Origin of the sequence: Actinoplanes derwentensis, assembly GCF_900104725.1 — a bacterium.
GTDB classification, from domain to species: Bacteria; Actinomycetota; Actinomycetes; order Mycobacteriales; family Micromonosporaceae; genus Actinoplanes; species Actinoplanes derwentensis.
Genome location: NZ_LT629758.1, coordinates 9,873,181 through 9,895,000, shown reverse-complemented (window position 1 = coordinate 9,895,000; position 21,820 = coordinate 9,873,181). Strand labels below are relative to the sequence as shown.

The following is a 21,820-nucleotide window of genomic DNA, read 5'->3' as shown; positions in this document are numbered from 1 at the left end:
CGGCCGCTCGGCGGTGGCCTTCTCCAGTTCCTCCAGCTCTTCGCGGGATTTGAAGCTGAAGTAGCGCAGGTACTGGCTGACGTCGGCGTCGGCGCTGTTGACCCAGAATTGGTAGAACGAGTAGGGGCTGGTCATGGTGTCGTCGAGCCAGACGGCGCCGCCGGCGGTCTTGCCGAACTTGGTGCCGTCGGCCTTGAGGACCAGCGGGGTGACGAAGGCGTGCACCGGGCCGGCGCCGCGACGCCTGACGAAGTCGACGCCGGCGGTGATGTTGCCCCACTGGTCGGAGCCACCGAACTGCAGCTCGCAGCCGTGCTGGACGTGCAGTTGGTAGAAGTCGTTGGACTGGAGCAGCTGGTAGCTGAACTCGGTGAAGCTGATGCCGCTCTCGAGGCGGTTGCGGACCACGTCGCGGGCCAGCATCTTGTTGACCGGGAAGTGTTTGCCGACGTCGCGGAGAAAGTCGATCACCGAGGTCGGGCCGGTCCAGTCCAGGTTGTTGACCATGGTGGCCGCGTTGTCGCCCTCGTAACTCACGAACGGCGACAGCTGGGTGCGGATCCGCTCGACCCAGCCCTGGACCACCTCGGGCGGGTTGAGGCTGCGCTCGCTGGACTCGCGCGGGTCGCCGATCTGGCCGGTGGCGCCGCCGACGAGCAGCAGCGGGCGGTGGCCGGCGAGTTGGAGGCGGCGCGCGGTACACACCTGCATGAGGTGACCGACGTGCAGCGAGGCGGCGGTGGGGTCGAAACCGACATAGAACGTGAGCGAGCCGGCGTCGAGCTTCTTGCGGAGTTCGGCGGGGTCGGTCGAGTCCTGGATCAGTCCACGCCACTGCAGGTCGTCTACGAAAGTCACCAACGGATTCTCCCGCACCGGCCGGTGCGGATCACAACGGGATTAGGGATGCTGGGCGGATGGGTCATCTGGGTAGCGCTAATCCCCCGTCCGAGATCTCGAAGAAGCAGGCCGAGGCGCGGCTGGTCGCGGCACAGCAGCGTTTGTTGCGGCTGCGGCTTCTGCTGGGTGGTCAGATCGGGGAGAAACGGATCGGCCCGCCGTTGTGTGTGGTGTTCGAGGGGTGGGACGCGTCCGGTAAGGGTGGTGCGATCAAGCGCCTCGTCGCGCCGCTGGACCCGAGGCATGTCCGGGTGTCGCAGTTCGCCGCTCCCACGTACGACGAGAAGCGGCACCATTTCCTGCAGCGGTTCTGGAACGTGCTGCCCGGCAACGGTGGGATGTCGGTGCTGGACCGGTCCTGGTACGGGCGGGTGCTGGTGGAGCGGGTCGAGGGTTTCGCGACTCAAGAGCAGTGGACGCGGGCATACGACGAGATCGCCGAGTTCGAGCGGACGCTGGCCGCCGAGGGCATGATCCTGATCAAGTTCTGGATGCACGTGTCGGAGGATGAGCAGCTGGAACGGTTCGAGAGCCGGCGGACGGACCCGCTGCGGTCGTGGAAGCTGACCGATGAGGACTGGCGTAACCGGGAGAAGCGGGCCGAGTACGAGGCGGCGGTCGAGGAGATGATCGACCGGACGGATCGCCCGAAGGCGCGGTGGACCGTGATCGCGGGCAATAACAAGCCTCACGCACGGCTGGCCGTGGCTGAGCACGTTTGTCACCTTCTGGAGACCCGGCTGGCCAAGCGGGGGTACGACCTGAGCGCAGCCGACCAGGACGGCGGCCCACACGACTGACATTCGGGCGTTTTGCCACGTTTATCGGCGTTTTGCGGGATACTGTCGCGGCATGCCCATGAGCAGGAAACTCTTTTCGTGGCGGCCTAGCGCCGCCCTGCTGGTCGGACTCGCCGGGCTCGGGCTCGTGATGAGTGCCGCCGGCCCCAGCGTGCTGAACTCGGCCGGATCCTTCGTCCCGGTGTCCCAGGCCACCGATCAGGTGGCTCCCAAGGATCACCAAGCGGTCGCGGTGTCGGTCGTGCGTACCCGCGGCCGCAACAACATCTCGACGTTCCAGGTGGCGGGCAGCGGTAACTCGTACTCCAGTGAGGTGTTGCGGCTGGCCTCCAGCCCGGCGTTCCGGACGCTGGGGCCGCGGTACGCACCGGTGAGCAAATCCGGCCGGTACCGGTACGAGGTGACCGTCCGGTACCGCAACGGCAAGCAGAAGCAGGTAGTCACGTACTCGAAGACGCCTGGCACGCCGCAGGTGCTGCTCGACCTGATCAAGAGGACCGAAACGGTGCCGATGCCGGTCTTCCCGCCCGGCTTCCCCTTCAACTGAGACCGTGATCGAAAACTGAGACCGCGATCGAAGACTGAGACGCTGAGAGACCGAACGGGCCCACCCGGAACTTCGGGCCGGGCCCGTCGGTCTGTTCAGTCAGTGCACCAGTTCGCGCGCCGCGGCCGCGTCCGGAGCGGCCACCGCCAGCTCGGCGAGCCGCCGGCAGTCGGCCTCGGTCCGGGCCGCGAGTGCCGCCCGGACCTGGCCGATCGCCCGCGGTGACATGGACAGGCTGGTCACGCCGAGCCCGACCAGGACCGGAGCGAGCAGTGGGTCGGCCGCGGCCTCACCACACACCCCGACCGGTTTGCCGGCTGCCCGGCCGGCCTCCCCGCAGATGCCGATGAGCTGCAGCAGCGCGGGTTGCCAGACGTCGAGCAGGTCGGCCAGGTCGCCGCACATCCGGTCGGCGGCGAACGTGTACTGACTCAGGTCGTTCGTGCCGATGCTCAGGAAGTCGACCACCCGGAGCAGGTCGGCGGCCCGCAGCGCGGCGGCCGGTACCTCGATCATCACGCCGGCCTTCGGCAGCCCGGCGTCGTGCACGGCGGCCGCGAACTCCGTCGCCTCGGTCAGGGTGGCGACCATCGGGGCCATCACCCAGACGTCCGCGCCGGTCTGCGCGCGGGCCTCGGCGATAGCGGCGAGTTGCGTGGTGAGCACCTCCGGGCGGCGGCGGGCCACCCGCAGACCGCGGACGCCCAGGGCCGGGTTGGGCTCGCCGTCCTGGTTCAGGAACGGCAGCGGTTTGTCGGCTCCGGCGTCGAGGGTACGGATGACGACCCGCCGCCCCGTCATGGCCGTGAACACCTCGCGGTACGCGGCCACCTGCTCGTCGTGGGACGGCTCCTGGGAGCGGTCGAGGAAGAGCAGTTCGGTGCGGAACAGTCCGACACCCTCGGCGTGTGCCTCGTCGGCGGCCGGGACGTTCTTGGCCGAGCCGACGTTGGCCAGGAGTTTCACACCGTACCCATCAGCTGTCTGACCGGGGCCGGTCAGACCGGAGGCCGCCTCGCTCGCCTGGAGTGCCGCCTCGGTCGCGGCTTTGGCGGTGGCCTCGTCGACGCCCGTCTCGACCCGGCCGGAAGCCCCGTCGACCAGCACGATCGTGCCGTCCGGGACGGACAGGACGTTCGCGCAGGCGACCACCGCGGGCAGGCCCAGCGCGCGGGCCAGGATCGCGGTGTGACTGGTCGGGCCGCCGACCTCGGTGACCAGGGCGATCACCTGGTCGGGGTCGAGGTCGGCGGTGTCGGCCGGCGCGAGGTCGCGGGCGGCCAGCACATAGGGGTGACCGGGCGAGGGGACACCGGGCATCGGCAGCCCGAGCAGGACCGCCACCGCCCGGTCCCGCAGGTCGTCCAGGTCGGCGACACGTTCGGCGAGGTAGCCGCCGGCTGCTTCGAAGGCCTCCCGGAAGCTCGCGAACGCGCCGTCGATCGCGTGCGGCGCGTCGTGGCCCGCCTCGACGTGTTCCCGGACGCCGTCGCGCAGCGCCTCGTCGTCGGCCATCATCGCTTCGGCCCGCAGCACCTCGGCGATGGTGGACTCGGTGGCCCGGTCGGCGCGCCGTTCGAGTTCGGCGACCACGTCGGCGAGGGCGGCCTCGGCGCGGGCCACCTCCGCCTCGACGTCGGTGACCGTGGTGGGGGCGGGCAGCGCCGGGGCCCCGGCGATCCGCAGCAGCGGACCGGCCACGATCCCGGCGCACACCCCGATGCCGGTGAGCACCTCAGCCATGATCGGCGTCCAGGTCCTTCGCGAGCAGTGCGGCCAGGTTGTCCAGGGCCTCGTCGGCGCCCTCCCCCTCGGCTTCGAGGATCACCTCGGTGCCGTGTTTGGCACCGAGGGCGAGCACCGACAGCATGCTCTTGGCGGGTACCGGCTTACGGTCGCCGGACCGGATGGTGACCTTGACCGGTGCTTTCGCAGCGGCTTCCACGAAGATCTTCGCGGGGCGGGCGTGCAGGCCGCTGGCGGAACCGACGGTCACCGTTCGGGTGGGCACAACAGACTCCTTCAGGGCTCGATGGTGACCTTGATGGCCTCGCCGCGCGCGACGATCCCGAAGGCGTCGATGGCGCTCTCCAGCGGCAGGCGATGGGTGATCAGGTCGAGGACCGGCACGGCTCCGGTGGCGACCAGGTTGAGGGCCTCGGCGTTGTGGGCCGGGCTGGACCCGTTCGCGCCGATGATCATCAGCTCCCGGTAGTGCACCAGGTTGGAGTCGCAGGTGATCGTCGGGTTGTCCTTGGGCAGGCCGCCGAAGAAGCTGATCCGGCCCTGGCGGGCGGCCATCTCGATGGCCTGTTCCTGGGCCTTGCCGGAGGCGGCGGCCGTGATGATCACGTCGGCGCCGCGGCCGTCGGTGAGTTTCAGGATCTCCTCGACCGGGTCGACCTCGGCGGCGCAGATCGCGGCGTCCGGCTGGACCAGGTTGGCGGCCATGTCCAGGCGTTCCCGGTTCAACTCGACCAGGAAGACGCGGGCGGCGCCGCGGGCCCGGGCCAGCCGCACGTGCAGGCAGCCGATCGGGCCGGAACCGATCACCACGACGTCGTCGCCCTCGCCGACGCGGGCCAGGTTCTGCGCGTTGAGCGCGCAGGCCAGCGGTTCGGCCACCGACGCCTCGGCGAACGAGACGCCCTCCGGGATGCGGTTCAGGCCGTCAACCGCAAGGACCTTCTCCGGTACGACCATGAACTGCGCGAAGCCACCCTCGAAGTGGTAGCCCATCGACTCCTGGTTCGGGCAGACCGTCATCCGGCCCCGCTCGCACTCGGCGCACTTCCCGCACGGGATGGCCGCGATCACCTGGACCCGGTCGCCGTTGGACCAGCCGTCGACGCCGTCGCCGACCTGGACGATCTCGCCGGCGATCTCGTGGCCCATCACCCGCGGCGGGTGGATGTGGTGGTGACCGAACTTGGAGATCTTCACGTCGGTACCGCAAGTGGAACAGTTCCGGACCCGGATCTTCACCTCACCGGGACCGGCCTCGGGCTCGGGGGCGTCCTCGAAGCGGACGTCACCGGGAGCGTGGAATCGTACGACCTTCATCAGTTCTCTTCCTCCTGGATGGTCCCGAGAAGCCGGATCACGGTCTCGGGTTCGGTCGCCTCGCGAAGTTCGCGGGCTTGGTCCTCGTCGAGCAGGATCTCGGCGAGAGCGGCGAGCAGTTCCACGTGCCCGTCGCCCTGGGCGGCGATGGCCACACACAAGGTGACCGTTTCGCCGTCCCAGTCGACACCCTCCGGGAAGCGCAGCACCGCGAGGGCGTCGCGCTTGACCAGGTCCTTGCCGGCGAGGGTGCCGTGCGGGATGGCGACCCCCTCGCCGACGTAGGTGGAGATCGACTGCTCACGGGCCAGCATCGTGTCGACGTAGCCCGGTTCGGCCGCGCCGATGTCCACCAGGGCCTGACCGCAACGACGGATCGCGTCGTCGCGGTCGGCTGCCTTCTCCGCGAGCCGGATCGCCCGCGGGTCCAAGAGCTGCTGGTCAGACATTGAGATCGGTACCCTGTTGGATCGCCTTGACGACGCGGGTGACGGCCGGGTCGCCGAGGAAGATCTGGAACGGCACGATCGGCTTGTCCGGGGCGACCGAGCGGGCGCGGGCCGCCAGACCGCTGTGGCAGACCACCACGTCGGCGTCGGCCGGGATCGAGTTCACCGGGGTGTGCTCGACGATGACCCCGGTCTTGCCGAGCTGCTTGCGCAGAGTGCTGGCGAGCATCACGCTGCTGCCCATTCCCGCGTCGCACGCGACCACGAGCTTGCGGATGTCCTTGCCGTTGATGGTTGCCATGAGGTTGGCGGCCCTTCCCTGTAGTTAGGCGTTTTCCTTGCGGCTGCTGTCGGTGGTCTCGTCGGCCGGGGCGGTGCGCTGCTCCGGGATGGCCGGAGCGTCAGCGGTCTCGTCCGGGGCGGTCTCGTCGGGTTCCTGATCGGACTTCAGCTTGCCGAAGCCGAGCAGCAGGGCGGCGACACCGAAGGTGACCGCGGCGGCGATCAGGACACCGAGGAACATGCCGACGTGCGAGCCCTTGGCGGTCACCGCGGCGAAGGCGAAGATGCTGCCCGGAGCCGGGGAGGCCACCGTACCGGCGCCGGTGATCATGAAGGTGGCGACACCGGACGCGCCACCGGCCATCAGAGCGAGGATCAGGCGCGGCTTCATCAGTACGTACGGGAAGTAGATCTCGTGAATGCCGCCGAAGAAGTGGATGATCATCGCAGCCGGAGCGGTCGGGCGCAGCGACTTCGGTCCGAAGAAGAAGTACGCGAGGAGCAGGCCCAGACCGGGGCCGGGGTTCGACTCGATCATGAACAGGATCGACTTGCCGCTCTCCGCCACCTGCTGCACACCGAGCGGGCTGAACACACCGTGGTTGATGGCGTTGTTGAGGAACAGCACCTTGGCCGGCTCGACCAGGACCGAAACCAGCGGCATCAGGCTGTGGTCGAGGAGCCAGTCCACACCGGTGCCGGCGGCCTTGGTGAGACCGTTGACGACCGGGCCGATCGCCAGCTTGCCGAGGATGGCGAAGCCACCGCCGATGATGCCGGCCGAGAAGTTGTCCACCAGCATCTCGAAGCCGGGCTTGATCTTGCCGTCGATCGCGTCGTCGAACAGCTTCAGGACGTACGCGGTCAGCGGGCCGATGATCATCGCGCCGAGGAACATCGGCACGTCGGCACCGACCACGACACCCATCGTGGCGGTGGCGCCGACGACCGCGCCGCGCTGGCCGTGGACCATCCGGCCACCGGTGTAACCGATCAGTACCGGAAGCAGGTACTTGATCATCGGATCGACGAGCTCGGCGAGGTTCTCGTTCGGCACCCAGCCGACCGGGATGAACAAGGCGGTGATCAGGCCCCAGGCGATGATCGCCCCGATGTTGGGCATGACCATGCCGGCTAGGTGGCCGCCGAGTTTCTGGACGCGGGCTCGGAAGCCGCCTCCAGTGACCTCGGGGGTGAACGAAGAGGCCATCAGGATCTCCCATTCGGTGGTGGAGAGTTACATCATCTTTTAAGGGGTTATTTCCGGCCCACCACAGGCGTGGAGACCTCACGGTCCGACGAGGGTGGGGGCGAGCGTGGTGGGTCGCGGTCCGGATCGAACCCGGACTCACCACACGACGGGGGTCAGGAGTGCAAGCGGCGGGAGAGATTCAGGTCGGTGGAGACGCTGACGGTCGTACGGTCGAGATCGGACGGGGTCGGCATCCGGCTGCCCGGAAGAGCGACCGCTGCCGCGCCCCACGCGAGGCCCTCGGTGAGGGCCTCGGAACCACGCGCGCCGGCCGCGAGGAAGCCGGCGAGCATCGCGTCCCCGGCACCGACCGTGCTGCGGGGCACGCTCACCGGCGACGATCCGGAGAGGACCCCGTCGGCGTCGACCAGGACGGCCCCGTCAGCGCCGAGGCTGGCCAGGACCGCTCCGGCACCGGCGGCACGCAGCCGCTGGCAGGCCTCGATCACGTCACCGAGAGTCTCGGGTTCCGCGCCGACGGCTTCGGCGAGTTCCTCCCGGTTCGGCTTGACCAGGGCGGCACCGGCGGCCACCCCGGCCAGCAGGGCCGGGCCGCTGCTGTCCACGGCGAGCCGGGTACCGCCGGCGACCAGGCGCTCACAGAGTTCGATGAAGGCGCCGATACTCGGGCCGGGCGGCAGGCTGCCGCAGATCACCACCCAGTCGGCGGTGGTCGCGGCGTCCAGGACCGCCTTGCTGACCTGGGCGAACTCGGCGTCGGAGAGGACCGGGCCGATCTCGTTGATCTTCGTGACCGTGCCGTCCGGCTCGGCCAGGGTGATGTTGGAGCGGGTCCGGCCGGCGATCGGCACGGCCAGCATGTCGACGCCCTCGGCCTTGAGCATGTCGACGAGTTGGTCGCCCTCGGCGCCGCCGGTGGGGACGACCGCGGTCGAGCGGACCCCGTTGGCGAGCAGCGCGCGGGAGACGTTGACGCCCTTGCCGCCCGGGTCGATGTGCGAGTCGGCGGCGCGCAGGACCTCGCCGCGGATCAGGACGCCGACCTCGAGAGCCCGGTCGACACTGGGGTTGAGAGTGACGGTGAGGATCATGCTTTCACCACCCGGACGCCGGTGGCCTCGACCTCGGCAGCGAGGTCCTGGTCCAGCCCGTTGTCGGTGATCAGCAGGTCCAGGTCGGCGAGAGCACCGAACTTGGCCAGGTAGTCGTTGCCGATCTTGGTGTGATCGGCGAGCAGCACCACCCGGCGGGCCGCCGCGATCATCGCCCGCTTGACCGCGGCCTCGGCCGGATCCGGGGTGGTCATCCCGCGTTCGACGCTGGCACCGTTGGCGCCCATGAAGGCGACGTCGACATACATGTCGGCGAGCGGCCGGAGCGCCCAGTCGTCGACGGTGGCCAGGGTCTTGCCCCGGACCCGGCCGCCGAGCAGCAGGACGGTGAGGTTGGGTTTGAGCCCGAGGGTCGCGGCCAGCACCGGCGAGTTCACCACCACGGTGAGTTCACGGTCGGCGGGCAGCAGCTGGGCGAGGCGGGCCGTGGTGGTCCCGGCGTCGAGGATGATCGCGCCGTCCTCCGGGATCTCGGCCAGGGCCGCCTTGGCGATCCGCTCCTTCTCGCTTATCAGGACGGCGTCCCGGGCGGCGAGCGCCGGCTCGAAGCCGAGGCGCTCGACCGGGATGGCCCCGCCGTGCACCCGGCGCAGCACCCCGGACCGTTCCAGAACGGTCAGGTCGCGGCGGATCGTCTCGGCCGTCACCCCGAAGGTCTCGGCCAGCGCGACGACATCGACCCGGCCCTCGGCACGGGCCCGCCGGACTATCTCCTGCTGGCGTTCCTCCGCGTACATCCTCACCACCCGGCTCGTTTTGGCTTTGTCTTTGTTTACGCCCGCTTCTGCCCGAGCGCAATATGTCAAAGAGATTTCGGTCTCCTTAAATTGCTTGAGACACCTGCACAAAACGGTTATTAACGGGTCTTACTAGGAAAGTCCGGTTGTGTGGTTTTCAGACAAGATGACGTTCGACCGTGACGATCCGGTCCGGGGTGCCGTGCAGGACGAGCAGTCCGCCCTCCGGCACCGTCGCGTCCACCGGAACCGGCGCCGGCCGCCGACGGCACAGCTCGCCGAAGAGTTCCTGGATCGCCGCGAGTTCGGCACAGACCGCGGCCGGGCGGCCGGAGTCGAACGACTCCCCGGCGATCCGCAGCACGTATTCCAGATCACCGTTCGGCTGTTCCCGCACGCCATAGGCGGACAGCACCGACTGCGCCGGATAAGCGCCACCACGGCGGAGGATGAAGCAACTCGTGCGTACGGTGACCCGGCGCTGGAATTCGTGAAGAATCCACACGTCATCGGGCCGGCTCAGCGCGTCGGCGGCCCGCTCCGGAGACAGCCAGAGCAGGTCACCGGCCTGTTCGTCGCCGACCGCCTCGGCCGCGAAATAGTCGACGTGTTCCGGCCAGCCGCCCCGGACGTAATTCACGGCACCCAGCCACGGCCCGAGTGCGACAGCGATTCCGGCCTCCTCGGAAACCGCCCGTACCGCGGCGGCGGCCATATGTTCACCGGGTGCCGTGCGCCCTTTCGGAAAGCCCCATTCGCCGCGCGGGTGATGAACGACGGCGACCTCACGGGCGTTTCCCGCGCCACGCCACAGAACCGTGCCGGAAGAGGTGACGGGCGCAGAGAACGACGGTCCGAGATACACCGCATCACGGTAGGCTGGTGTCCGACTTGATCGGATTGCCCTGATCGGGGGATCAGTCCTTCAAGTAGGTGAGCATCCCGAGCTCCGGAGCGACCATGCCGCCCTGGCCCAGGGCGAGGAAGTCCGCCTTCACCTCGGCGAGACTCAGCCGCCCCTGGCGCACCGCGTGGTAGCGGACCAGCGACCAGAGGAAGACGTCCAGATGGTCGAACCGGGTGCCCTCCTCCAGCACCTCCTCCTCGTGGAACCAGACGGCCACCTGCCCGTCCGCCAGCAGGGTCCACAGGTTGCCGGAGCCGTCGGCGGCGAGGGTGAAGACGTCGTCGCCGGAGATCTCGGTCTCGTAGTCCGCGGCGACGATGCCGCAGTCGTTGCCGGCGAAGTCGAAGCCGTAGGACCAGTCGGAGACGTCGAAGACGGCCGGGACGCGGCCGACCCGGACCCGCTGGTCGAAAGCGGTCAGGGCGGCCGCCCCGGACGCCGGCAGAAGGCCCACCAGACGGTCGATCGAGCGGGTCTCGACGGGAACCTCGGCCCGCTCGGCGTCCGGGAACCAGCGGGCGATGTCGGCGTCGAGGTCACGCTCGACGTAACCGATCAGATCATCGGGAGTCAGAGTCACCAGCGCGATGCTAGCCGCGTGACGACGGCAGTCCGAGGGTCTTACGGATGGCCGACTGCACCTCGTCGACCGATGCGCGGCCGTCGACGTCGTGCACGACCTCCTTGCGCCGGAACAGCTCCAGCACCGGCCGGGTCTTCTCGTGGTAGTCGCTCAGCCGGGTCTCCAGGGCCTCCGGGGTGTCGTCGGCCCGGGTGATCAGCTCACCACCGCAGATGTCACAACGGCCCTCCACCTCGGGACGGTCGGCGATCAGGTTGTAGTCCATCCCGCAGTTGGTGCAGAGCCGGCGGCTGAGCACCCGGCGGCGCACCTCGTCGTCGGTCAGCTCCAGATGGATCACGGCGTCGATGTCGTAGCTCTCCATGAAGAACTCGGCCTGCCGCCCGTTGCGCGGGAAGCCGTCGATGATGAAGCCGTAGTTCCAGTCGTGGATGCCCAGCCGGCGGCGCACCACCTCCGCGACCAGGTCGTCGCCGACCAGATCGCCGGCCGCCATGATCCGCTTGACCTGGGCGCCGATCTTGGTGTGCTGGCGCACGTGCCAGCGGAAGATGTCACCCACGCTGATGTGCACCAGGTCGAACTCCTCGCGCAGCATCTTGGCCTGGGTGCCCTTGCCGCTGCCCTGCACGCCCATGATCACGTACTTGCGCATCGCGCCTCCAAACCGAATCAGTCCGCCGCGCCCAGGCGCAGCGGGCCGGGCGCGGGCCCGGACAACGTGGTCGGGTCGATGCTCCAGGCGCCGGCCACCCGGAACACATCCCGCTCGGCGACCAGCACGGACGCCTCCTCGGGATCGAACTCGCCGGGTAGCCCGGCGTCGCGCTCGGCCGGATCGGGATCACCGAACCAGGAGGTGACGTCACCGGTCTGCCCCACATAACCGAACGTCCGCACCAGCTCCCCGTCGACCGCCCGCTGCCAGCGGTGCAACTCGGTGACCCGGTGCGTGGCGAAGAACTGCACCTCGGTCCGCAGCGCGGTGGACAGGGCGACGACGTCAGGGCCCGGCGTCATCAGCCGCCGCCCCACCGCGAGCACCCACGACACACCCCGCGCGCCGGGCAGCGGCGGGGTGACCGCCACCCGGTCGTCGGTCAGGTGAGCCAGGTCCAGCCCGTCTCGCCAGGGCACTGTGCCGAGGTCGCGCAGGCTGAGCGCTTCGATCACCGCGGAGGGTTCGGCGGCCGCGACGGCGAGCCAGGCCTGCTTGCCACCGAAACCGGTCATGACGTCCATGACAGCAACGCTATCCGGCGGATCACGGCCAGCCGTAGTTGCGGCGCAGGATCGCGGCGATCCGGTCGAACCGGGGCCGGTCCAGGACCGCGCCCTCGCGGCGGATGCCGTCCTCCTCGATCTCGAGCACCCGGTCCAGGCGGATCCAGCTCGGACGCGAGTCGCGGTCCCACTCGCCGGGGCCGAGGGCCATCCAGTGCCGCTGACCGTCCCGGTCGCTCTGGCTGGAGAGCATCAGGCCGAGAAGGGTACCGGCGTCGCGTCCCACCACCAGCACCGGCCGGTCCTTGCCCTGGGCCGGATCGCCCTCGTAGGGCACCCAGGTCCAGACGATCTCACCCGGATCGGCGTCACCGTCCAGGCTGGGCGCGTAGGCCAGGTGCCGGCCCTGCTTCGGCACCGGCACCGTCCGCGGAACCCGGCGAACCTCGGCGGGCTTCGGAGGAGCGGGTTTCGGTGCGGCCGGCTTCGACGCTGCCGGCTTCGGCGGGGCGGGTTTCGGCGCGGAAGGCCGAGAGGGCTTAGGAGACGCGGGGTCGGCTTGCTTCTCCGACGCGCCCGTCAGCCACCGGAGCAGAGTTTTCAGGAATTCGAGCACCGCGCCACCCTAAAGCCGGATCACCCCGGCCGCACAGGACCAAGATCTCCGGCCCCGGCTCAGCCCACGAAGTCCTGGGTCATCCAGGTCATGCCCTTGGCGTCGCGGACGATGCTCAGGCCGATCCGGGTGTAGGCGGCGTTCAGCAGGTTCTCCCGGTGGCCGTCGTTCGGCGGGACCTCGGCCAGCATCGAGTCGGTGAGCCCGTTGGCCGCGCCGACCATCGCGGAGGTGCTGCTGCCGCTGGAGCCGTAACCGATGTTCTCGGCCGCCCGGCTCCACGAGACGCCCTGGGCGCTGAACCGATCACCGAGGTCGGCCTCACCCGAGCACAGGTGGGACAGCCCGCAGCCGTCGATCATCAGCTGGGTGTGGATGGCGGCGGCCTTGGACAGGTCGGCGTCCAGGGTGACCGCCTTGAGCCCCTCGGCCACCCGCGCCTCGTTGATGTGTGCGAGAACCTGCTCGGCCACGGTCCCGGAGGTGACCGGCACGGTGGTCTTCGACGCCCCGGACGAGGTGCTCGCCTTCTTGCTCGTACTCGCGGTGGCCGTCTTCTTCGCGGTCACCTTCGGCGAGGGACTCTTCGACTTCACCGACGGTGACGGGGACGCGGTGGTGGCGCTCGGGGACGCCGCGGCCGACTCCGGGACGACCGGCTCGGTCTCGTCACCACCGGGGGGCGCGGCGGCGGCGAGCGGAGCGGTCACCGCGGTGGGTTCGACGGACTCGGTGCCACCGGGGGCCAGGCCCGCCACCAGGAAGGCCGCACCGATCACCACCGCTGTCGACCCTGCTGCCAGGGAATACCGGAATCGGGCGGCAGCGGAGAAGGGCACGGATGTTCACCTCGGCGAGACGGGACAGGGGACGGCGCCCCATCACCATGCACCAGGCCGGAAGCTCGCATCCGCCCGCAAAGGAACCCTTAAGGCTGGGCTCACGGATTCCTAAAGGTCGAACTCCCCGGCCCGCACACCGGCCAGGAAGGCCGTCCACTCGGCACGGTCGAAGATCAGCGTCGCGCCGCCGGGGTCCTTGCTGTCACGCAGGGCCACAACGCCGGGAAGGTTGCCGGCCACCTCGACGCAGTCGCCCCCGTTGCCGCCGCTGCGAGTGCTCTTGCGCCAGACGGCACCGGTCAGGTCAGCCATCGCTCTCCTCGATGATCGTGCGGATGAGATCGTCGGAATCGGCCCGGTTCAGCGCGATCGCGTCGATCTCGGCCCAGATCGATTCGTACGCCGCCACCTCCGCGAGCTTATCGAGGTAGAGCGCTCCGGTGAGGTTCTCGCAGTAGATGGTCGACGGCTCGGGTGAGGCGGTGCCGACGGCCGGGAACTCCAGCACGGTGAACTGCCCCGAACTGGACGCCTGGTGCGGGCCGGCCGCGAACGGGATCACCCGCACGCTGATGTTGGTCCGGGTCGAGACGTTGACCAGGTGGGCGAGCTGTTTCTGCATGCCGAGGGTGTCCGGGATCGCCCGGCGCAGCACCCCCTCGTCGATCGCCACGTCGAGCCGGGGCGCCTCGGGCAGCCGCCGGCTGAGCAGCGACTGGCGTTCCAGCCGCACGGCCACCGCGTTGGCCACCGCCTCCTCGTCGTCGCCGTGCCATTTCCGGAAGACCGCCTCCGCGTACTCCCGGGTCTGCAACAGGCCGGGGATCACTCCGGGGGCGAAGGACCGCAGCCGGGACGCCGCCTGCTCCATGCCGACGTAGAGCTCGAACCAGGCGGGGACCACGTCGCCGTACGCGTGCCACCAGCCTTTCGCCTTGGACTCGGCGGCCAGCCCGATCAGCACCTCGGTCATGTGGCCGGGCGCCGCGTAGACCCCGCACATCGCGATCACGTCGTGTTTGCGGACCGGGACCTCGCCGTTCTCGATCCGGTACATCCGGGCCCGGGAGAACTCCAGCTCGTGGGCCGCCGCCATGAGCGAGACGCCGGCCTGCTCGCGCAGCTGCCGTAACAGCCGGCCGACCTGCCGCCGCGGAACGGTCGAGCCCGTCTCGGTCATATCTCTCCCACGGTTGTATCGAACGAGACGATCCGGATGCTGTGAACGAGACGCTGAGAATCCATTTCCGGGATTCTCGCCGTCACGGCTTGAGACTGAGCCTAAGGCAAGTCACGCTCCAATGTGTAGTCGTCGAATTGCACATGGTGAGGTTTTCATGCTCGTACCGAGGACCGAACACGTCGGTGAGCGCCCGTCCTGGGACTGCCGGGTCTGCGGGCAGCCCTGGCCGTGCGCCACCGCGAAGGTCGAACTGACCGAGCAGTACCAGAACTTCCCGCACGGGCTCTCGGTCTATCTCGGCTCGTGCCTGCTGGAGGCGATCGACGACTGGGCGGCGGGCAGCGGCGGGGCGCCGACCGATCTCTACGAACGGTTCCTCGGCTGGGCCGGGCCCTGACGGCTCAGCCTTCGACCCGGTCCCGGAGCAGGTCGTAGAGCTGCTGATCCTTCACCGCGCTGTGCAGGATGTCGCCGGACCCGCTCGGGATCACGAACGGGCAGGAACGATCTGTTCCGGTCACGGCGGTCCGCAGAAGCCGGCGCCGGGTGGCGACCTCGTAGACCGACAGCCGGTACCGCCCTTCGACCAGCGGGAGCGTGCCGTCACCGGTGCGGCAGTCGCGGATCTTGCGGCCGGGGCCGGTGAGGTCCAGGCAGGCGACGATCTGGGCGCGCTCCGGGCCGGGCGCCCAGGTGCGGCGCTGAGTGGCCGACCCGGCGAAGGCGGCCCGGTTGAGGGTACGTGTCGACCGGGAGTCCGCCACGGCGTCCTCGCCCTCGCTGATCAGAACCGGATGCGGGGCGGAACCGCGGTACCTCGGCGCGGACGGGTAGAACTTGTCGGCGCAGACCTGGCCCAGGTCGCTCTCGGTGCGCACCGACTGCCCGGCGGGCTGCGGGCCACCCGAACTCGGACCAGGGCGGGGCGGGGGCGGGGGCGGGGGCGGGGGCGGCCGCCCGGCCGCCGACGGTTCGTTGATCCGCAGGAAGAGATGGACCGCGGTGCCGAGGCAGGCGATCAGGAGCGCGGTGAGCAGGGTGGAGACGATCAGATTCCGGTTCCTGGCGGAACGGCCGGAGCGTCCCGCCTCCCCCGCGCTCCCGCCCGGTCCGGCGTCGAGGTCCCCGAGCTCCAGCCCACCGAGGGCGGCCAGGCCACTGCCCTCGGCTTCGGTGCCCGCCTCGTCGCCGCCCGGCTGCCGCATCACACGCTCCCCGCCCCGACCCCCGGACGACGAACTATATCGATGTAATTGCCGATTCGCACCTGGCGAAACAGCCGGTCAGAACGCGTAGGGCCCGAATCGTCCCCACGCGACAACCGCCGCCAGTACGAACAGAACCGCGCCCGGCGCGATCCCCGGAATCTCGTTGCGACGGGCGTGCACCACGATCGCGCCGATCATCGCGACGGCCAGGCCGGTGGCCGCGATCGGGACCAGGATCGGGACGATGTCCAGCAGCGCCGGGAGGACCAGGCCGATCGCGCCGAGCACCTCCACCACCCCGATCGCCTTGACCTGACCGGCGCTGAAGTCCTCGACCCAGGTCAGTCCGGAGGCGGCGAGCTTCTCCTTGGGCTGCAGCGCCTTCATCGCACCGGCTGCCAGGAAGGCCGCCGCCAACAGGCCCGCGATGATCCACAGGACGACGTTCATTATTGCCTCGACTCATTCAGTTGACTCAAGCAGTTGAGTGAAAGGTAGGGGCAGTGACTTAAACATGCAAGTAACCGTGAGCTAGCATTTAGGGGTGGAGAACACCGAGACACGGTGGCTGAACAGCGAAGAGCGGGCCGCCTGGATGACCCTGATGGGCGTCTTCATGCGCCTGCCCACCGCCCTCGACGCGCAGTTGCAGCGCGACGCCGGCCTCAGCAACTTCGAATACGGCATCCTCGCCGGCCTCTCCGAGGCACCGGACCGGACGATGCGGATGAGCGTGCTGGCACTGCTCGCCGAAGGATCACTGGCCCGCCTCTCCCAGGCGGTCGGGCGACTGGAGAGGCGGGGCTGGGTCACCCGCGGCACCGACCCGGCCGACGGCCGTTACACCCTGGCCACGCTCACCGATGACGGCTGGGCGAAGGTCGTCGACGCGGCGCCCGGCCACGTCGAGAACGTGCGCGCCCTGATCTTCGACTCCCTCACCAAAGCGCAGGTCAGACAACTCCACGAGATCGGCCGGCGGATCACGGCGGCGATCGGCCCGGACGACCCCTGCCCCACCTCCAGGAGCACCCGATGACCACTCTGAATCCGGCGGTTCCCGCGGGGGCGTACGACCAGTTCCTGATCGGCGCCCAGCCCCTCGCTCGAGCGCAACGCGCCTGGCAGACCGGTGATGCCGCGCTGCCCGCGCTCTATCTCAGCCACGGCGCGCCGCCGCTCTTCGACGACGGCCCCTGGCTGCGGGAACTCTTCGACTGGGCGCAGTCGATGCCTAAACCCACCGGCATTCTGATCGTCTCCGCGCACTGGGAGAGCGCGCCGCTGTCGCTGTCCGCGCCGGCCGCGCACACCCCGCTCGTCTACGACTTCGGCGGCTTCCACCGGCGTTACTACCAGATGCGGTACGCCACACCCGACGCCGGCGCCCTGGCCCGCCGGGTCGCCGCCGTGATGCCCGACAGCGAGCCGGTGCACCAGCATCCGAGCCGCGGCCTGGACCACGGGGCGTGGGTGCCGCTGATGGCGATGTACCCGCTGGCCGACGTACCGGTGCTGCAACTCAGCATGCCCAGCCAGGACCCGGCCAGGCTGCTCGCGATCGGCGAACGGCTACGTGGGCTGCGTGCCGAAGGGGTGCTGGTGATCGGCTCCGGGTTCATGGTGCACGGCCTGCCGTTCCTGACCCGCGAGATGGTCACCCGCGGCACGGTGCCGTCCTGGTCGTCCGATTTCGACGCCTGGGCCGCCGACGCGCTCGGCCGTGGTGACGTCGACGAACTGGCCGCCTACCAGGACCGGGCGCCGGGCATGCCGTACGCGCACCCGACCCCGGACCACTTCACCCCGCTCTTCGTCACCCTCGGTGCGGCGGACCGGCCGGACGCCCCGGTGCGGACCGCGATCGACGGCTACATGCTGGGCTTCTCCAAGCGGTCGTTCCAGACCCTGCCGTGATGCTCGACAGCGAGCCGGTCGACGAGGTGGCCCGCCGGCTGCTCGGCTGGCGGCTCACCGCGAACGGGGTGACCGTGCGCCTGACCGAGACGGAGGCGTACGGCGGCCTCGGCGAGGACCCGGCCAGCCACGCGCACCGCGGGTTGACCAGCCGGAACGCGGTGATGTTCGGCCCGGCCGGGCAGCTTTACGTCTACCAGATCTACGGGATGTACTTCTGCGCCAACGTGGTCTGCGGCGAGAACGGGACGGCCGCCGCCGTGCTGCTGCGGGCCGGCGAGGTGGTCGACGGCGCCGGACTCGCCCGGCAACGGCGGCCGACCGCCCGTACCGCCGCCGCTCTGGCCGATGGTCCCGGCAAGCTCACACTGGTCCTCGGCCTGGACCGGGCCGCCGACAACACCCCGTTGTCCGGCGGCGGACCGGCCACGCTGACCCCACCGGACGCTCCGGTGGGGCCGGTCTCGGCCGGGCCACGGGTCGGGGTGACCTCGGCGCACGACGTGCCGTGGCGGTTCTGGATCACCGGGGACCCGACGGTCAGCACCTACCGGCGGCACACTCCGCGACGCCGGCCGGCCGCTCACTGACTCACCAGGGGTTCAAGGAACGCCACTGCTGGTCGACGGCGCCCGTGCAGTCCTGCAGACGGATCCGGCCGTGACCTGCCGAGTCGAGCGGGGTCTCGGTCAGGCAGGGGCCCCACTGGTCGCCGGCCTGCAGTGCCGTGGTGAACCACCACTTCTGGTCGGCCTGGTACGTGCACGGCACCACCTTCACCTTCACCCCCTTGGCGGTGGTCTTCGGCTCGACACAGTTCTCGCCCTGGGTGAAGTGGCCGTCGCTGGTCTGGTAGAAGTCCTGGGCCTTGTTCGCCCGGTCGCACACGCTGGTGAACAGTGACGTGCCGGCCGCGCCGCCGGTCAGGCAGCGGTACGGGGTCTGCTGGGTGACGATCCAGCCCTGATGCAGTGGCGGCGGGGCGGGCACCGCGGCCGCCGGAGCGGGCAGCAGGGAGAGCGCGACGACGGCGGTCAGAGACGGCAGGACTACACGCATCGCCTCACTCTAGAAACGCACGGCGGGTGCCGCAGGCGTTTCCACCCGGCGTTTTGTGGTGAAATAACCCCGTGGGCGCGAACGGGCACTAGCCTCGGCGGTGATGTTCACGAGACGCGGTCTGTCCTGGCTGAGCCTGGTGTCCGGGGTCGGCGTGCTGTGGTGTGCGGTCCTGATCGGGACCCTGGCGTTCGAGGTGCGGCCGGTGATCACCCAGCTCGCGGTGGGGTTCGCCGCGATCCTGACGGTGCCCGGTTTCGCGGCCGGCATCCTCGCCAACCGCCGCGGCTACCGCACCCAGCAGCCCCGCCGCCTCTGGAGCCTCGCCTCCTGGGTACCGCCGCACGTGCCGGTGTGGGCGGCGATCGCGGCGGCCCTGATCTTCGCCGGATTCTGGCTGGCTCTGGTGCTGGCGTTCGCCGCGCTGAACGGAAGCCCGCTGGAACGCGGCGGAACCTACGTGCTGATGGACCGCGGCCGGGAGACGATCGTCGGCCGCGCTGTCTACGAACGGCAGATCGACCACGAGACTCAGATCTCGCTGGCCGTGCTGGGCGCTTTCGCGGTCGGCGGCACCTTCCTGTGCGCGGCCCGCGCCACCGACCACGACGATCACTGACCGCCGGCGTCACTGACGACGGCGTCACCGGCTGCCGGCGAAGAAGCTCCAGATCGTCGCGGTGGCGTCGAGGGCGCCGGACGGCGGGTCCAGCGAGAGGATCCCCGTCACCGCCCGGCTCTCCGGGACGGCGCCCGGCCATTGGTGACCAGCACCGGTGACGCTGATCAACTCGACGGTCCGGCCGCCGGGACAGGTGGCGGTCCGCCTGGTCACCGGATCGGCGGTCTGCTCGGTGAAGGCGGCGCATCCGGCCCGGCGGCGCCAGGCATCGGTCACCTCGGTGATCGGCGGTCCGTCGATCCGGACCGGAACCCGGCCGGTGCCGCCGTTGTCCTGCCGGCCGGGGCCACCGGCCCAGGGAACGCTCCGATCGGCGGTGCCGTGGATGTGCAGCAGCGAGACGGGCGCCGGAGCCGGGCAGTCGCCGATCAGTGTGCCGGCGACCGGGGCGACCGCCCGGAACAGGGTGCTCTCACAGGCCAGCCGGTAGGTCATCATCGCGCCGTTGGACATGCCGGTGACGAAGACCCGGGCCGGGTCGATCGGGACACCTCCGGAGACGGCCTCCACCACGTCCTCCAGGAAGCCGACGTCGTCGGCACCGTCCCGGGCGGCCCGGCCGCAGCAGCCGGGACCCGCGTTCCACGAGCGGCCCACCCCGTCCGGGTACGCGACCACAAAACCGTTGCCGTCGGCGGTGGTGTCCCACCCGTACGCCTTCTCGGCCTGCGCCCCGGAACCGGCGCCCCCGTGCAGGACCAGCACCAACGGCACCCGTTGCCCGGCCGGCAACGACGACGGCCGGTAGACCCGGAAGGTCCGCTCGCCGAGGGCATGGTCGGACGCACCCGTCACGAAGCCGGTGGCGGACGGCTCGGTGCAGCCCGCGAGCACCAGAAGCAGCGGCAGGATCAGAAACGTGAGCCGGAACATGAGGGCATCCTCGCCCAGCCCGTCAACGATCGGAACACGTGCCGCCACCGGATACCGTCGGGGTGCGGGCACGCGGGTGGCCGCCGAGGGGGAGGCCACCCGCGTGCACCGGACGGTGGCGGGTGGCAACTACCGTGACCTGGTGGAGATCCGCCTCTGGGACGTCGTCGCCGAGCCCGGGGCCCTCGCTGTCGCCGGGCCCGGCGCGCGGGTTCACGAGACCGCGGACGCGGTGTTCGCCGCGGGGCCGGACGGCACCGTCATGATCGCGACCGGGGTGCGCAACGCGGAGGATCTGACCGTCTCCGGGCCGTTTCCGCGTCTCATCGAGGGCCGTCTGACCGGCGGGGACGGTCCGCCGTTGCACGTCTTCGCCCGGCTGCCGGACGGCTGTCTGACTCTGGGCACCGCCCGGGTCACCGAACCCGCCCGCCGCCGTGGTGTCCTGCAACGGCTGGACCTGCGCCTGGACACGCCGCTGCCGGAGCATCTGCTGGGCCTGACCGAGATCGGCGAACCGGGTGCTGACTGGCTGGACCTGTTGCCGGACGATCCGCTGGCTGCCATGGAACGGTTCGCCGCCGACTGGTGGGACGCGCCGCCCACCGCGCCGGCCGAGGTCACGGACCGGCTGCCGGAGGCGTTGCGGGTGTTCCAGCGGGCGGTCGCCGGGCGCGCGGAGAGCGGCTCGCTGCGGATCTACCCGGAGCCGGTGCCGGGCGGCCCCGAGGGGACCCTGGTGTTCGGCGAGGCCGGGGACGGGACGTTCGAGCTGCTGATGGACGCCGGGGTGGATGATCCGGCCGTCTACTACCACGGTCTCAGTGACCGGCCGTTGCGGGAGCGGGAGCGGCTGGGCCGGTACCTGCTGCTCTCGGTTCTGGCCGCCGCCGCGATGGACGGGCCCGCGGCCGGTGGGATGGCGTTCGTGGACCGGGCGCAGGCCCGGCGGATCGTCGCCCCGTTGCGGCGGGTGCCGTTGCGGCCGTTGCGCTGGCCGTCGGCACGTTCCCGGATCTATGCCGGGCCGGACACGATCGCGCTGGTCGGCGAGGACGACGCGGACTGGTTCGAGGTCTACGTCGGCACCCGGAGCCGTTCGTCGCTGCGCCGGCTCCGGAAACTGGGCCTGGACTGGGCGTCGTTCCACGAGGAGATCGACGAGATCAACGAGGGGTAAGGCTCGGCGGATCCGGAGACGTTCGTCGTCCGGGTCGCGTGGTGAGTCGGGGTACGATTCGCACCCCGACTCACCACGCAATTGGGCGATCGCGCCGTGACCGTGAAACGGACCTGGGCTCGGGTGGCCCGGGGTTCAGGCTCGGGTGGGTGCGAAGGCGTCCAAGGCGCGGGCCTGGTTGAGCAGCTGGTCGCGGGTGGTGCCGAGTTCCTCGATGGCGGCCCGCAGCGACTCGGTGCCGCGGACGTCACCGGCGATCGTCCGGGTGGCGCTGAGCACCTCCATGGTCGCCGACATCGCGCCGGCCACCTCCGCCAGTTTGCGGGACATCTGTTCACGCAGGAGCAGCAGCATCGGGTCCACCAGTGGGCACCTCCGGGTTCGGGCGGCCGTCGGCCACCGCTCGGACCGTCCTGATCGGCGGCCCGGACGGCTCCCTGAGG

Annotated in this window: 30 protein-coding genes (1 of these 30 cut by a window edge); 8 read left to right on the top strand and 22 right to left on the bottom strand. The window is 70.2% G+C overall.

The window, feature by feature from the left end; all coding sequences use genetic code 11:
• A protein-coding gene (tyrS, locus tag BLU81_RS44270) for a tyrosine--tRNA ligase (protein WP_092558537.1) crosses the window boundary here: on the bottom strand, nt 1–858 show its 5' portion. It extends 399 nt beyond the left edge of the window; the window shows 858 of its 1,257 coding nt (coding positions 1–858); the start codon lies at nt 856–858; its stop codon lies off the left edge, out of view.
• A 59-nt stretch (nt 859–917) separates the two neighbouring features.
• Between tyrS and BLU81_RS44265 the strand changes: the two genes are divergently transcribed.
• Nucleotides 918–1,700: a polyphosphate kinase 2 family protein gene (locus BLU81_RS44265; protein ID WP_092555326.1), complete on the top strand. Its 783-nt coding sequence runs from the start codon at nt 918–920 to the stop codon at nt 1,698–1,700.
• 52 nt (nt 1,701–1,752) lie between these two features.
• Complete coding sequence (locus BLU81_RS44260) at nt 1,753–2,247, top strand: hypothetical protein (protein WP_157752030.1); 495 nt, start codon at nt 1,753–1,755, stop codon at nt 2,245–2,247.
• Between the two features lie 99 nt (nt 2,248–2,346).
• Here the strand turns inward: BLU81_RS44260 and ptsP are convergent, their stop codons facing one another.
• The 16 genes from ptsP to BLU81_RS44180 all read right to left on the bottom strand — a co-directional run bounded on the left by ptsP (nt 2,347) and on the right by BLU81_RS44180 (nt 14,455).
• Nucleotides 2,347–3,990 (bottom strand): phosphoenolpyruvate--protein phosphotransferase, encoded by a 1,644-nt coding sequence (gene ptsP, locus BLU81_RS44255; RefSeq protein ID WP_092555322.1) that lies wholly within the window; start codon nt 3,988–3,990, stop codon nt 2,347–2,349.
• A complete protein-coding gene (locus tag BLU81_RS44250; RefSeq protein WP_092555320.1) occupies nt 3,983–4,258 on the bottom strand; it encodes an HPr family phosphocarrier protein in 276 nt (91 codons plus the stop codon). Before BLU81_RS44250 ends, ptsP begins: the two co-directional genes overlap by 8 nt.
• 11 nt (nt 4,259–4,269) lie before the next feature.
• The gene (locus BLU81_RS44245; RefSeq protein ID WP_092555318.1) at nt 4,270–5,310 is read right to left on the bottom strand and encodes a zinc-dependent dehydrogenase; all 1,041 of its coding nucleotides are present in this window, start codon (nt 5,308–5,310) and stop codon (nt 4,270–4,272) included.
• Nucleotides 5,310–5,759: a PTS sugar transporter subunit IIA gene (locus BLU81_RS44240; RefSeq protein ID WP_092555316.1), complete on the bottom strand. Its 450-nt coding sequence runs from the start codon at nt 5,757–5,759 to the stop codon at nt 5,310–5,312. Before BLU81_RS44240 ends, BLU81_RS44245 begins: the two co-directional genes overlap by 1 nt.
• Nucleotides 5,752–6,060: a PTS sugar transporter subunit IIB gene (locus BLU81_RS44235; protein WP_092555314.1), complete on the bottom strand. Its 309-nt coding sequence runs from the start codon at nt 6,058–6,060 to the stop codon at nt 5,752–5,754. Before BLU81_RS44235 ends, BLU81_RS44240 begins: the two co-directional genes overlap by 8 nt.
• Nucleotides 6,061–6,084: 24 nt before the next feature.
• Nucleotides 6,085–7,254 carry a PTS mannitol transporter subunit IICB gene (gene mtlA / locus BLU81_RS44230; protein WP_172890900.1) on the bottom strand — a complete coding sequence of 390 codons (1,170 nt, stop codon included), beginning with the start codon at nt 7,252–7,254 and terminating at the stop codon, nt 6,085–6,087.
• A gap of 152 nt (nt 7,255–7,406) precedes the next feature.
• The gene (gene pfkB / locus BLU81_RS44225) at nt 7,407–8,345 is read right to left on the bottom strand and encodes a 1-phosphofructokinase (RefSeq protein ID WP_092555310.1); all 939 of its coding nucleotides are present in this window, start codon (nt 8,343–8,345) and stop codon (nt 7,407–7,409) included.
• Entirely contained in the window at nt 8,342–9,103 is a 762-nt protein-coding gene (locus tag BLU81_RS44220) for a DeoR/GlpR family DNA-binding transcription regulator (protein WP_092555308.1), read from the bottom strand. The genes pfkB and BLU81_RS44220 overlap by 4 nt, the downstream gene beginning before the upstream one ends.
• A 157-nt stretch (nt 9,104–9,260) precedes the next feature.
• Entirely contained in the window at nt 9,261–9,968 is a 708-nt protein-coding gene (locus BLU81_RS44215; RefSeq protein WP_157752029.1) for an NUDIX hydrolase, read from the bottom strand.
• A gap of 52 nt (nt 9,969–10,020) precedes the next feature.
• The gene (locus tag BLU81_RS44210; protein WP_092555304.1) at nt 10,021–10,590 is read right to left on the bottom strand and encodes a hypothetical protein; all 570 of its coding nucleotides are present in this window, start codon (nt 10,588–10,590) and stop codon (nt 10,021–10,023) included.
• A gap of 10 nt (nt 10,591–10,600) precedes the next feature.
• On the bottom strand, nt 10,601–11,248 hold the full coding sequence (locus BLU81_RS44205) for an adenylate kinase family protein (protein WP_092555302.1): 648 nt from the start codon (nt 11,246–11,248) through the stop codon (nt 10,601–10,603).
• Nucleotides 11,249–11,265: 17 nt separating this feature from the next.
• Nucleotides 11,266–11,835: a hypothetical protein gene (locus BLU81_RS44200; protein WP_231953820.1), complete on the bottom strand. Its 570-nt coding sequence runs from the start codon at nt 11,833–11,835 to the stop codon at nt 11,266–11,268.
• A 22-nt stretch (nt 11,836–11,857) separates the two neighbouring features.
• On the bottom strand, nt 11,858–12,433 hold the full coding sequence (locus BLU81_RS44195; protein ID WP_373873251.1) for a type II toxin-antitoxin system PemK/MazF family toxin: 576 nt from the start codon (nt 12,431–12,433) through the stop codon (nt 11,858–11,860).
• Nucleotides 12,434–12,492: 59 nt separating this feature from the next.
• Nucleotides 12,493–13,272, bottom strand: a complete 780-nt coding sequence (locus BLU81_RS44190; RefSeq protein WP_092555298.1) for a CAP domain-containing protein — start codon at nt 13,270–13,272, stop codon at nt 12,493–12,495.
• 111 nt (nt 13,273–13,383) lie between these two features.
• Nucleotides 13,384–13,587: a DUF397 domain-containing protein gene (locus tag BLU81_RS44185; protein WP_092555296.1), complete on the bottom strand. Its 204-nt coding sequence runs from the start codon at nt 13,585–13,587 to the stop codon at nt 13,384–13,386.
• Entirely contained in the window at nt 13,580–14,455 is an 876-nt protein-coding gene (locus tag BLU81_RS44180) for a helix-turn-helix domain-containing protein (RefSeq protein WP_092555294.1), read from the bottom strand. Before BLU81_RS44180 ends, BLU81_RS44185 begins: the two co-directional genes overlap by 8 nt.
• 157 nt (nt 14,456–14,612) lie before the next feature.
• On the opposite strand from BLU81_RS44180, the gene BLU81_RS44175 reads away from it, so the two are divergent.
• Nucleotides 14,613–14,855, top strand: coding sequence for a hypothetical protein (locus tag BLU81_RS44175; protein WP_092555292.1), 243 nt, complete (start codon nt 14,613–14,615; stop codon nt 14,853–14,855).
• A gap of 4 nt (nt 14,856–14,859) precedes the next feature.
• On the opposite strand, the gene BLU81_RS44170 is transcribed toward BLU81_RS44175, so the two are convergent.
• Both BLU81_RS44170 and BLU81_RS44165 read right to left on the bottom strand, forming a co-directional pair.
• On the bottom strand, nt 14,860–15,663 hold the full coding sequence (locus BLU81_RS44170; protein ID WP_092555290.1) for a hypothetical protein: 804 nt from the start codon (nt 15,661–15,663) through the stop codon (nt 14,860–14,862).
• Nucleotides 15,664–15,741: 78 nt separating this feature from the next.
• The gene (locus BLU81_RS44165; protein WP_092555288.1) at nt 15,742–16,116 is read right to left on the bottom strand and encodes a DoxX family protein; all 375 of its coding nucleotides are present in this window, start codon (nt 16,114–16,116) and stop codon (nt 15,742–15,744) included.
• 94 nt (nt 16,117–16,210) lie between these two features.
• Between BLU81_RS44165 and BLU81_RS44160 the strand changes: the two genes are divergently transcribed.
• From BLU81_RS44160 to BLU81_RS44150, 3 genes are read left to right on the top strand one after another with little or no spacing between them, the layout of a single operon-like run.
• Complete coding sequence (locus tag BLU81_RS44160; protein WP_231953819.1) at nt 16,211–16,705, top strand: MarR family winged helix-turn-helix transcriptional regulator; 495 nt, start codon at nt 16,211–16,213, stop codon at nt 16,703–16,705.
• On the top strand, nt 16,702–17,583 hold the full coding sequence (locus tag BLU81_RS44155; RefSeq protein WP_092555286.1) for a dioxygenase family protein: 882 nt from the start codon (nt 16,702–16,704) through the stop codon (nt 17,581–17,583). The genes BLU81_RS44160 and BLU81_RS44155 overlap by 4 nt, the downstream gene beginning before the upstream one ends.
• On the top strand, nt 17,583–18,173 hold the full coding sequence (locus BLU81_RS44150) for a DNA-3-methyladenine glycosylase (RefSeq protein WP_092555284.1): 591 nt from the start codon (nt 17,583–17,585) through the stop codon (nt 18,171–18,173). Before BLU81_RS44155 ends, BLU81_RS44150 begins: the two co-directional genes overlap by 1 nt.
• A gap of 1 nt (nt 18,174) precedes the next feature.
• Here BLU81_RS44150 and BLU81_RS44145 read toward each other — a convergent pair whose 3' ends face one another.
• A complete protein-coding gene (locus BLU81_RS44145; protein ID WP_092555282.1) occupies nt 18,175–18,642 on the bottom strand; it encodes an RICIN domain-containing protein in 468 nt (155 codons plus the stop codon).
• A gap of 103 nt (nt 18,643–18,745) precedes the next feature.
• Here BLU81_RS44145 and BLU81_RS44140 point away from each other — a divergent pair, with 103 nt between their 5' ends.
• Nucleotides 18,746–19,261: a hypothetical protein gene (locus tag BLU81_RS44140; RefSeq protein ID WP_092555280.1), complete on the top strand. Its 516-nt coding sequence runs from the start codon at nt 18,746–18,748 to the stop codon at nt 19,259–19,261.
• Nucleotides 19,262–19,285: 24 nt separating this feature from the next.
• Here BLU81_RS44140 and BLU81_RS44135 read toward each other — a convergent pair whose 3' ends face one another.
• Complete coding sequence (locus BLU81_RS44135) at nt 19,286–20,197, bottom strand: extracellular catalytic domain type 1 short-chain-length polyhydroxyalkanoate depolymerase (RefSeq protein WP_092555278.1); 912 nt, start codon at nt 20,195–20,197, stop codon at nt 19,286–19,288.
• Between the two features lie 76 nt (nt 20,198–20,273).
• On the opposite strand from BLU81_RS44135, the gene BLU81_RS44130 reads away from it, so the two are divergent.
• Nucleotides 20,274–21,377, top strand: a complete 1,104-nt coding sequence (locus tag BLU81_RS44130; protein WP_231953818.1) for a hypothetical protein — start codon at nt 20,274–20,276, stop codon at nt 21,375–21,377.
• Between the two features lie 135 nt (nt 21,378–21,512).
• Here BLU81_RS44130 and BLU81_RS44125 read toward each other — a convergent pair whose 3' ends face one another.
• A complete protein-coding gene (locus tag BLU81_RS44125) occupies nt 21,513–21,740 on the bottom strand; it encodes a hypothetical protein (protein ID WP_092555276.1) in 228 nt (75 codons plus the stop codon).
• Nucleotides 21,741–21,820 lie beyond the last annotated feature (80 nt).

Excerpts from the sequence above, each read along its gene's own strand:
- BLU81_RS44265 (WP_092555326.1), top strand. The coding sequence starts at position 918 with ATGGGTCATCTGGGTAGCGCTAATCCCCCGTCCGAGATCTCGAAGAAG.
- BLU81_RS44260 (WP_157752030.1), top strand. The coding sequence starts at position 1,753 with ATGCCCATGAGCAGGAAACTCTTTTCGTGGCGGCCTAGCGCCGCCCTG.
- ptsP (WP_092555322.1), bottom strand. The coding sequence starts at position 3,990 with ATGGCTGAGGTGCTCACCGGCATCGGGGTGTGCGCCGGGATCGTGGCC.
- BLU81_RS44245 (WP_092555318.1), bottom strand. The coding sequence starts at position 5,310 with ATGAAGGTCGTACGATTCCACGCTCCCGGTGACGTCCGCTTCGAGGAC.
- BLU81_RS44240 (WP_092555316.1), bottom strand. The coding sequence starts at position 5,759 with ATGTCTGACCAGCAGCTCTTGGACCCGCGGGCGATCCGGCTCGCGGAG.
- BLU81_RS44235 (WP_092555314.1), bottom strand. The coding sequence starts at position 6,060 with ATGGCAACCATCAACGGCAAGGACATCCGCAAGCTCGTGGTCGCGTGC.
- pfkB (WP_092555310.1), bottom strand. The coding sequence starts at position 8,345 with ATGATCCTCACCGTCACTCTCAACCCCAGTGTCGACCGGGCTCTCGAG.
- BLU81_RS44220 (WP_092555308.1), bottom strand. The coding sequence starts at position 9,103 with ATGTACGCGGAGGAACGCCAGCAGGAGATAGTCCGGCGGGCCCGTGCC.
- BLU81_RS44205 (WP_092555302.1), bottom strand. The coding sequence starts at position 11,248 with ATGCGCAAGTACGTGATCATGGGCGTGCAGGGCAGCGGCAAGGGCACC.
- BLU81_RS44200 (WP_231953820.1), bottom strand. The coding sequence starts at position 11,835 with ATGGACGTCATGACCGGTTTCGGTGGCAAGCAGGCCTGGCTCGCCGTC.
- BLU81_RS44185 (WP_092555296.1), bottom strand. The coding sequence starts at position 13,587 with ATGGCTGACCTGACCGGTGCCGTCTGGCGCAAGAGCACTCGCAGCGGC.
- BLU81_RS44180 (WP_092555294.1), bottom strand. The coding sequence starts at position 14,455 with ATGACCGAGACGGGCTCGACCGTTCCGCGGCGGCAGGTCGGCCGGCTG.
- BLU81_RS44175 (WP_092555292.1), top strand. The coding sequence starts at position 14,613 with ATGCTCGTACCGAGGACCGAACACGTCGGTGAGCGCCCGTCCTGGGAC.
- BLU81_RS44170 (WP_092555290.1), bottom strand. The coding sequence starts at position 15,663 with ATGCGGCAGCCGGGCGGCGACGAGGCGGGCACCGAAGCCGAGGGCAGT.
- BLU81_RS44165 (WP_092555288.1), bottom strand. The coding sequence starts at position 16,116 with ATGAACGTCGTCCTGTGGATCATCGCGGGCCTGTTGGCGGCGGCCTTC.
- BLU81_RS44155 (WP_092555286.1), top strand. The coding sequence starts at position 16,702 with ATGACCACTCTGAATCCGGCGGTTCCCGCGGGGGCGTACGACCAGTTC.
- BLU81_RS44150 (WP_092555284.1), top strand. The coding sequence starts at position 17,583 with ATGCTCGACAGCGAGCCGGTCGACGAGGTGGCCCGCCGGCTGCTCGGC.
- BLU81_RS44145 (WP_092555282.1), bottom strand. The coding sequence starts at position 18,642 with ATGCGTGTAGTCCTGCCGTCTCTGACCGCCGTCGTCGCGCTCTCCCTG.
- BLU81_RS44140 (WP_092555280.1), top strand. The coding sequence starts at position 18,746 with ATGTTCACGAGACGCGGTCTGTCCTGGCTGAGCCTGGTGTCCGGGGTC.
- BLU81_RS44135 (WP_092555278.1), bottom strand. The coding sequence starts at position 20,197 with ATGTTCCGGCTCACGTTTCTGATCCTGCCGCTGCTTCTGGTGCTCGCG.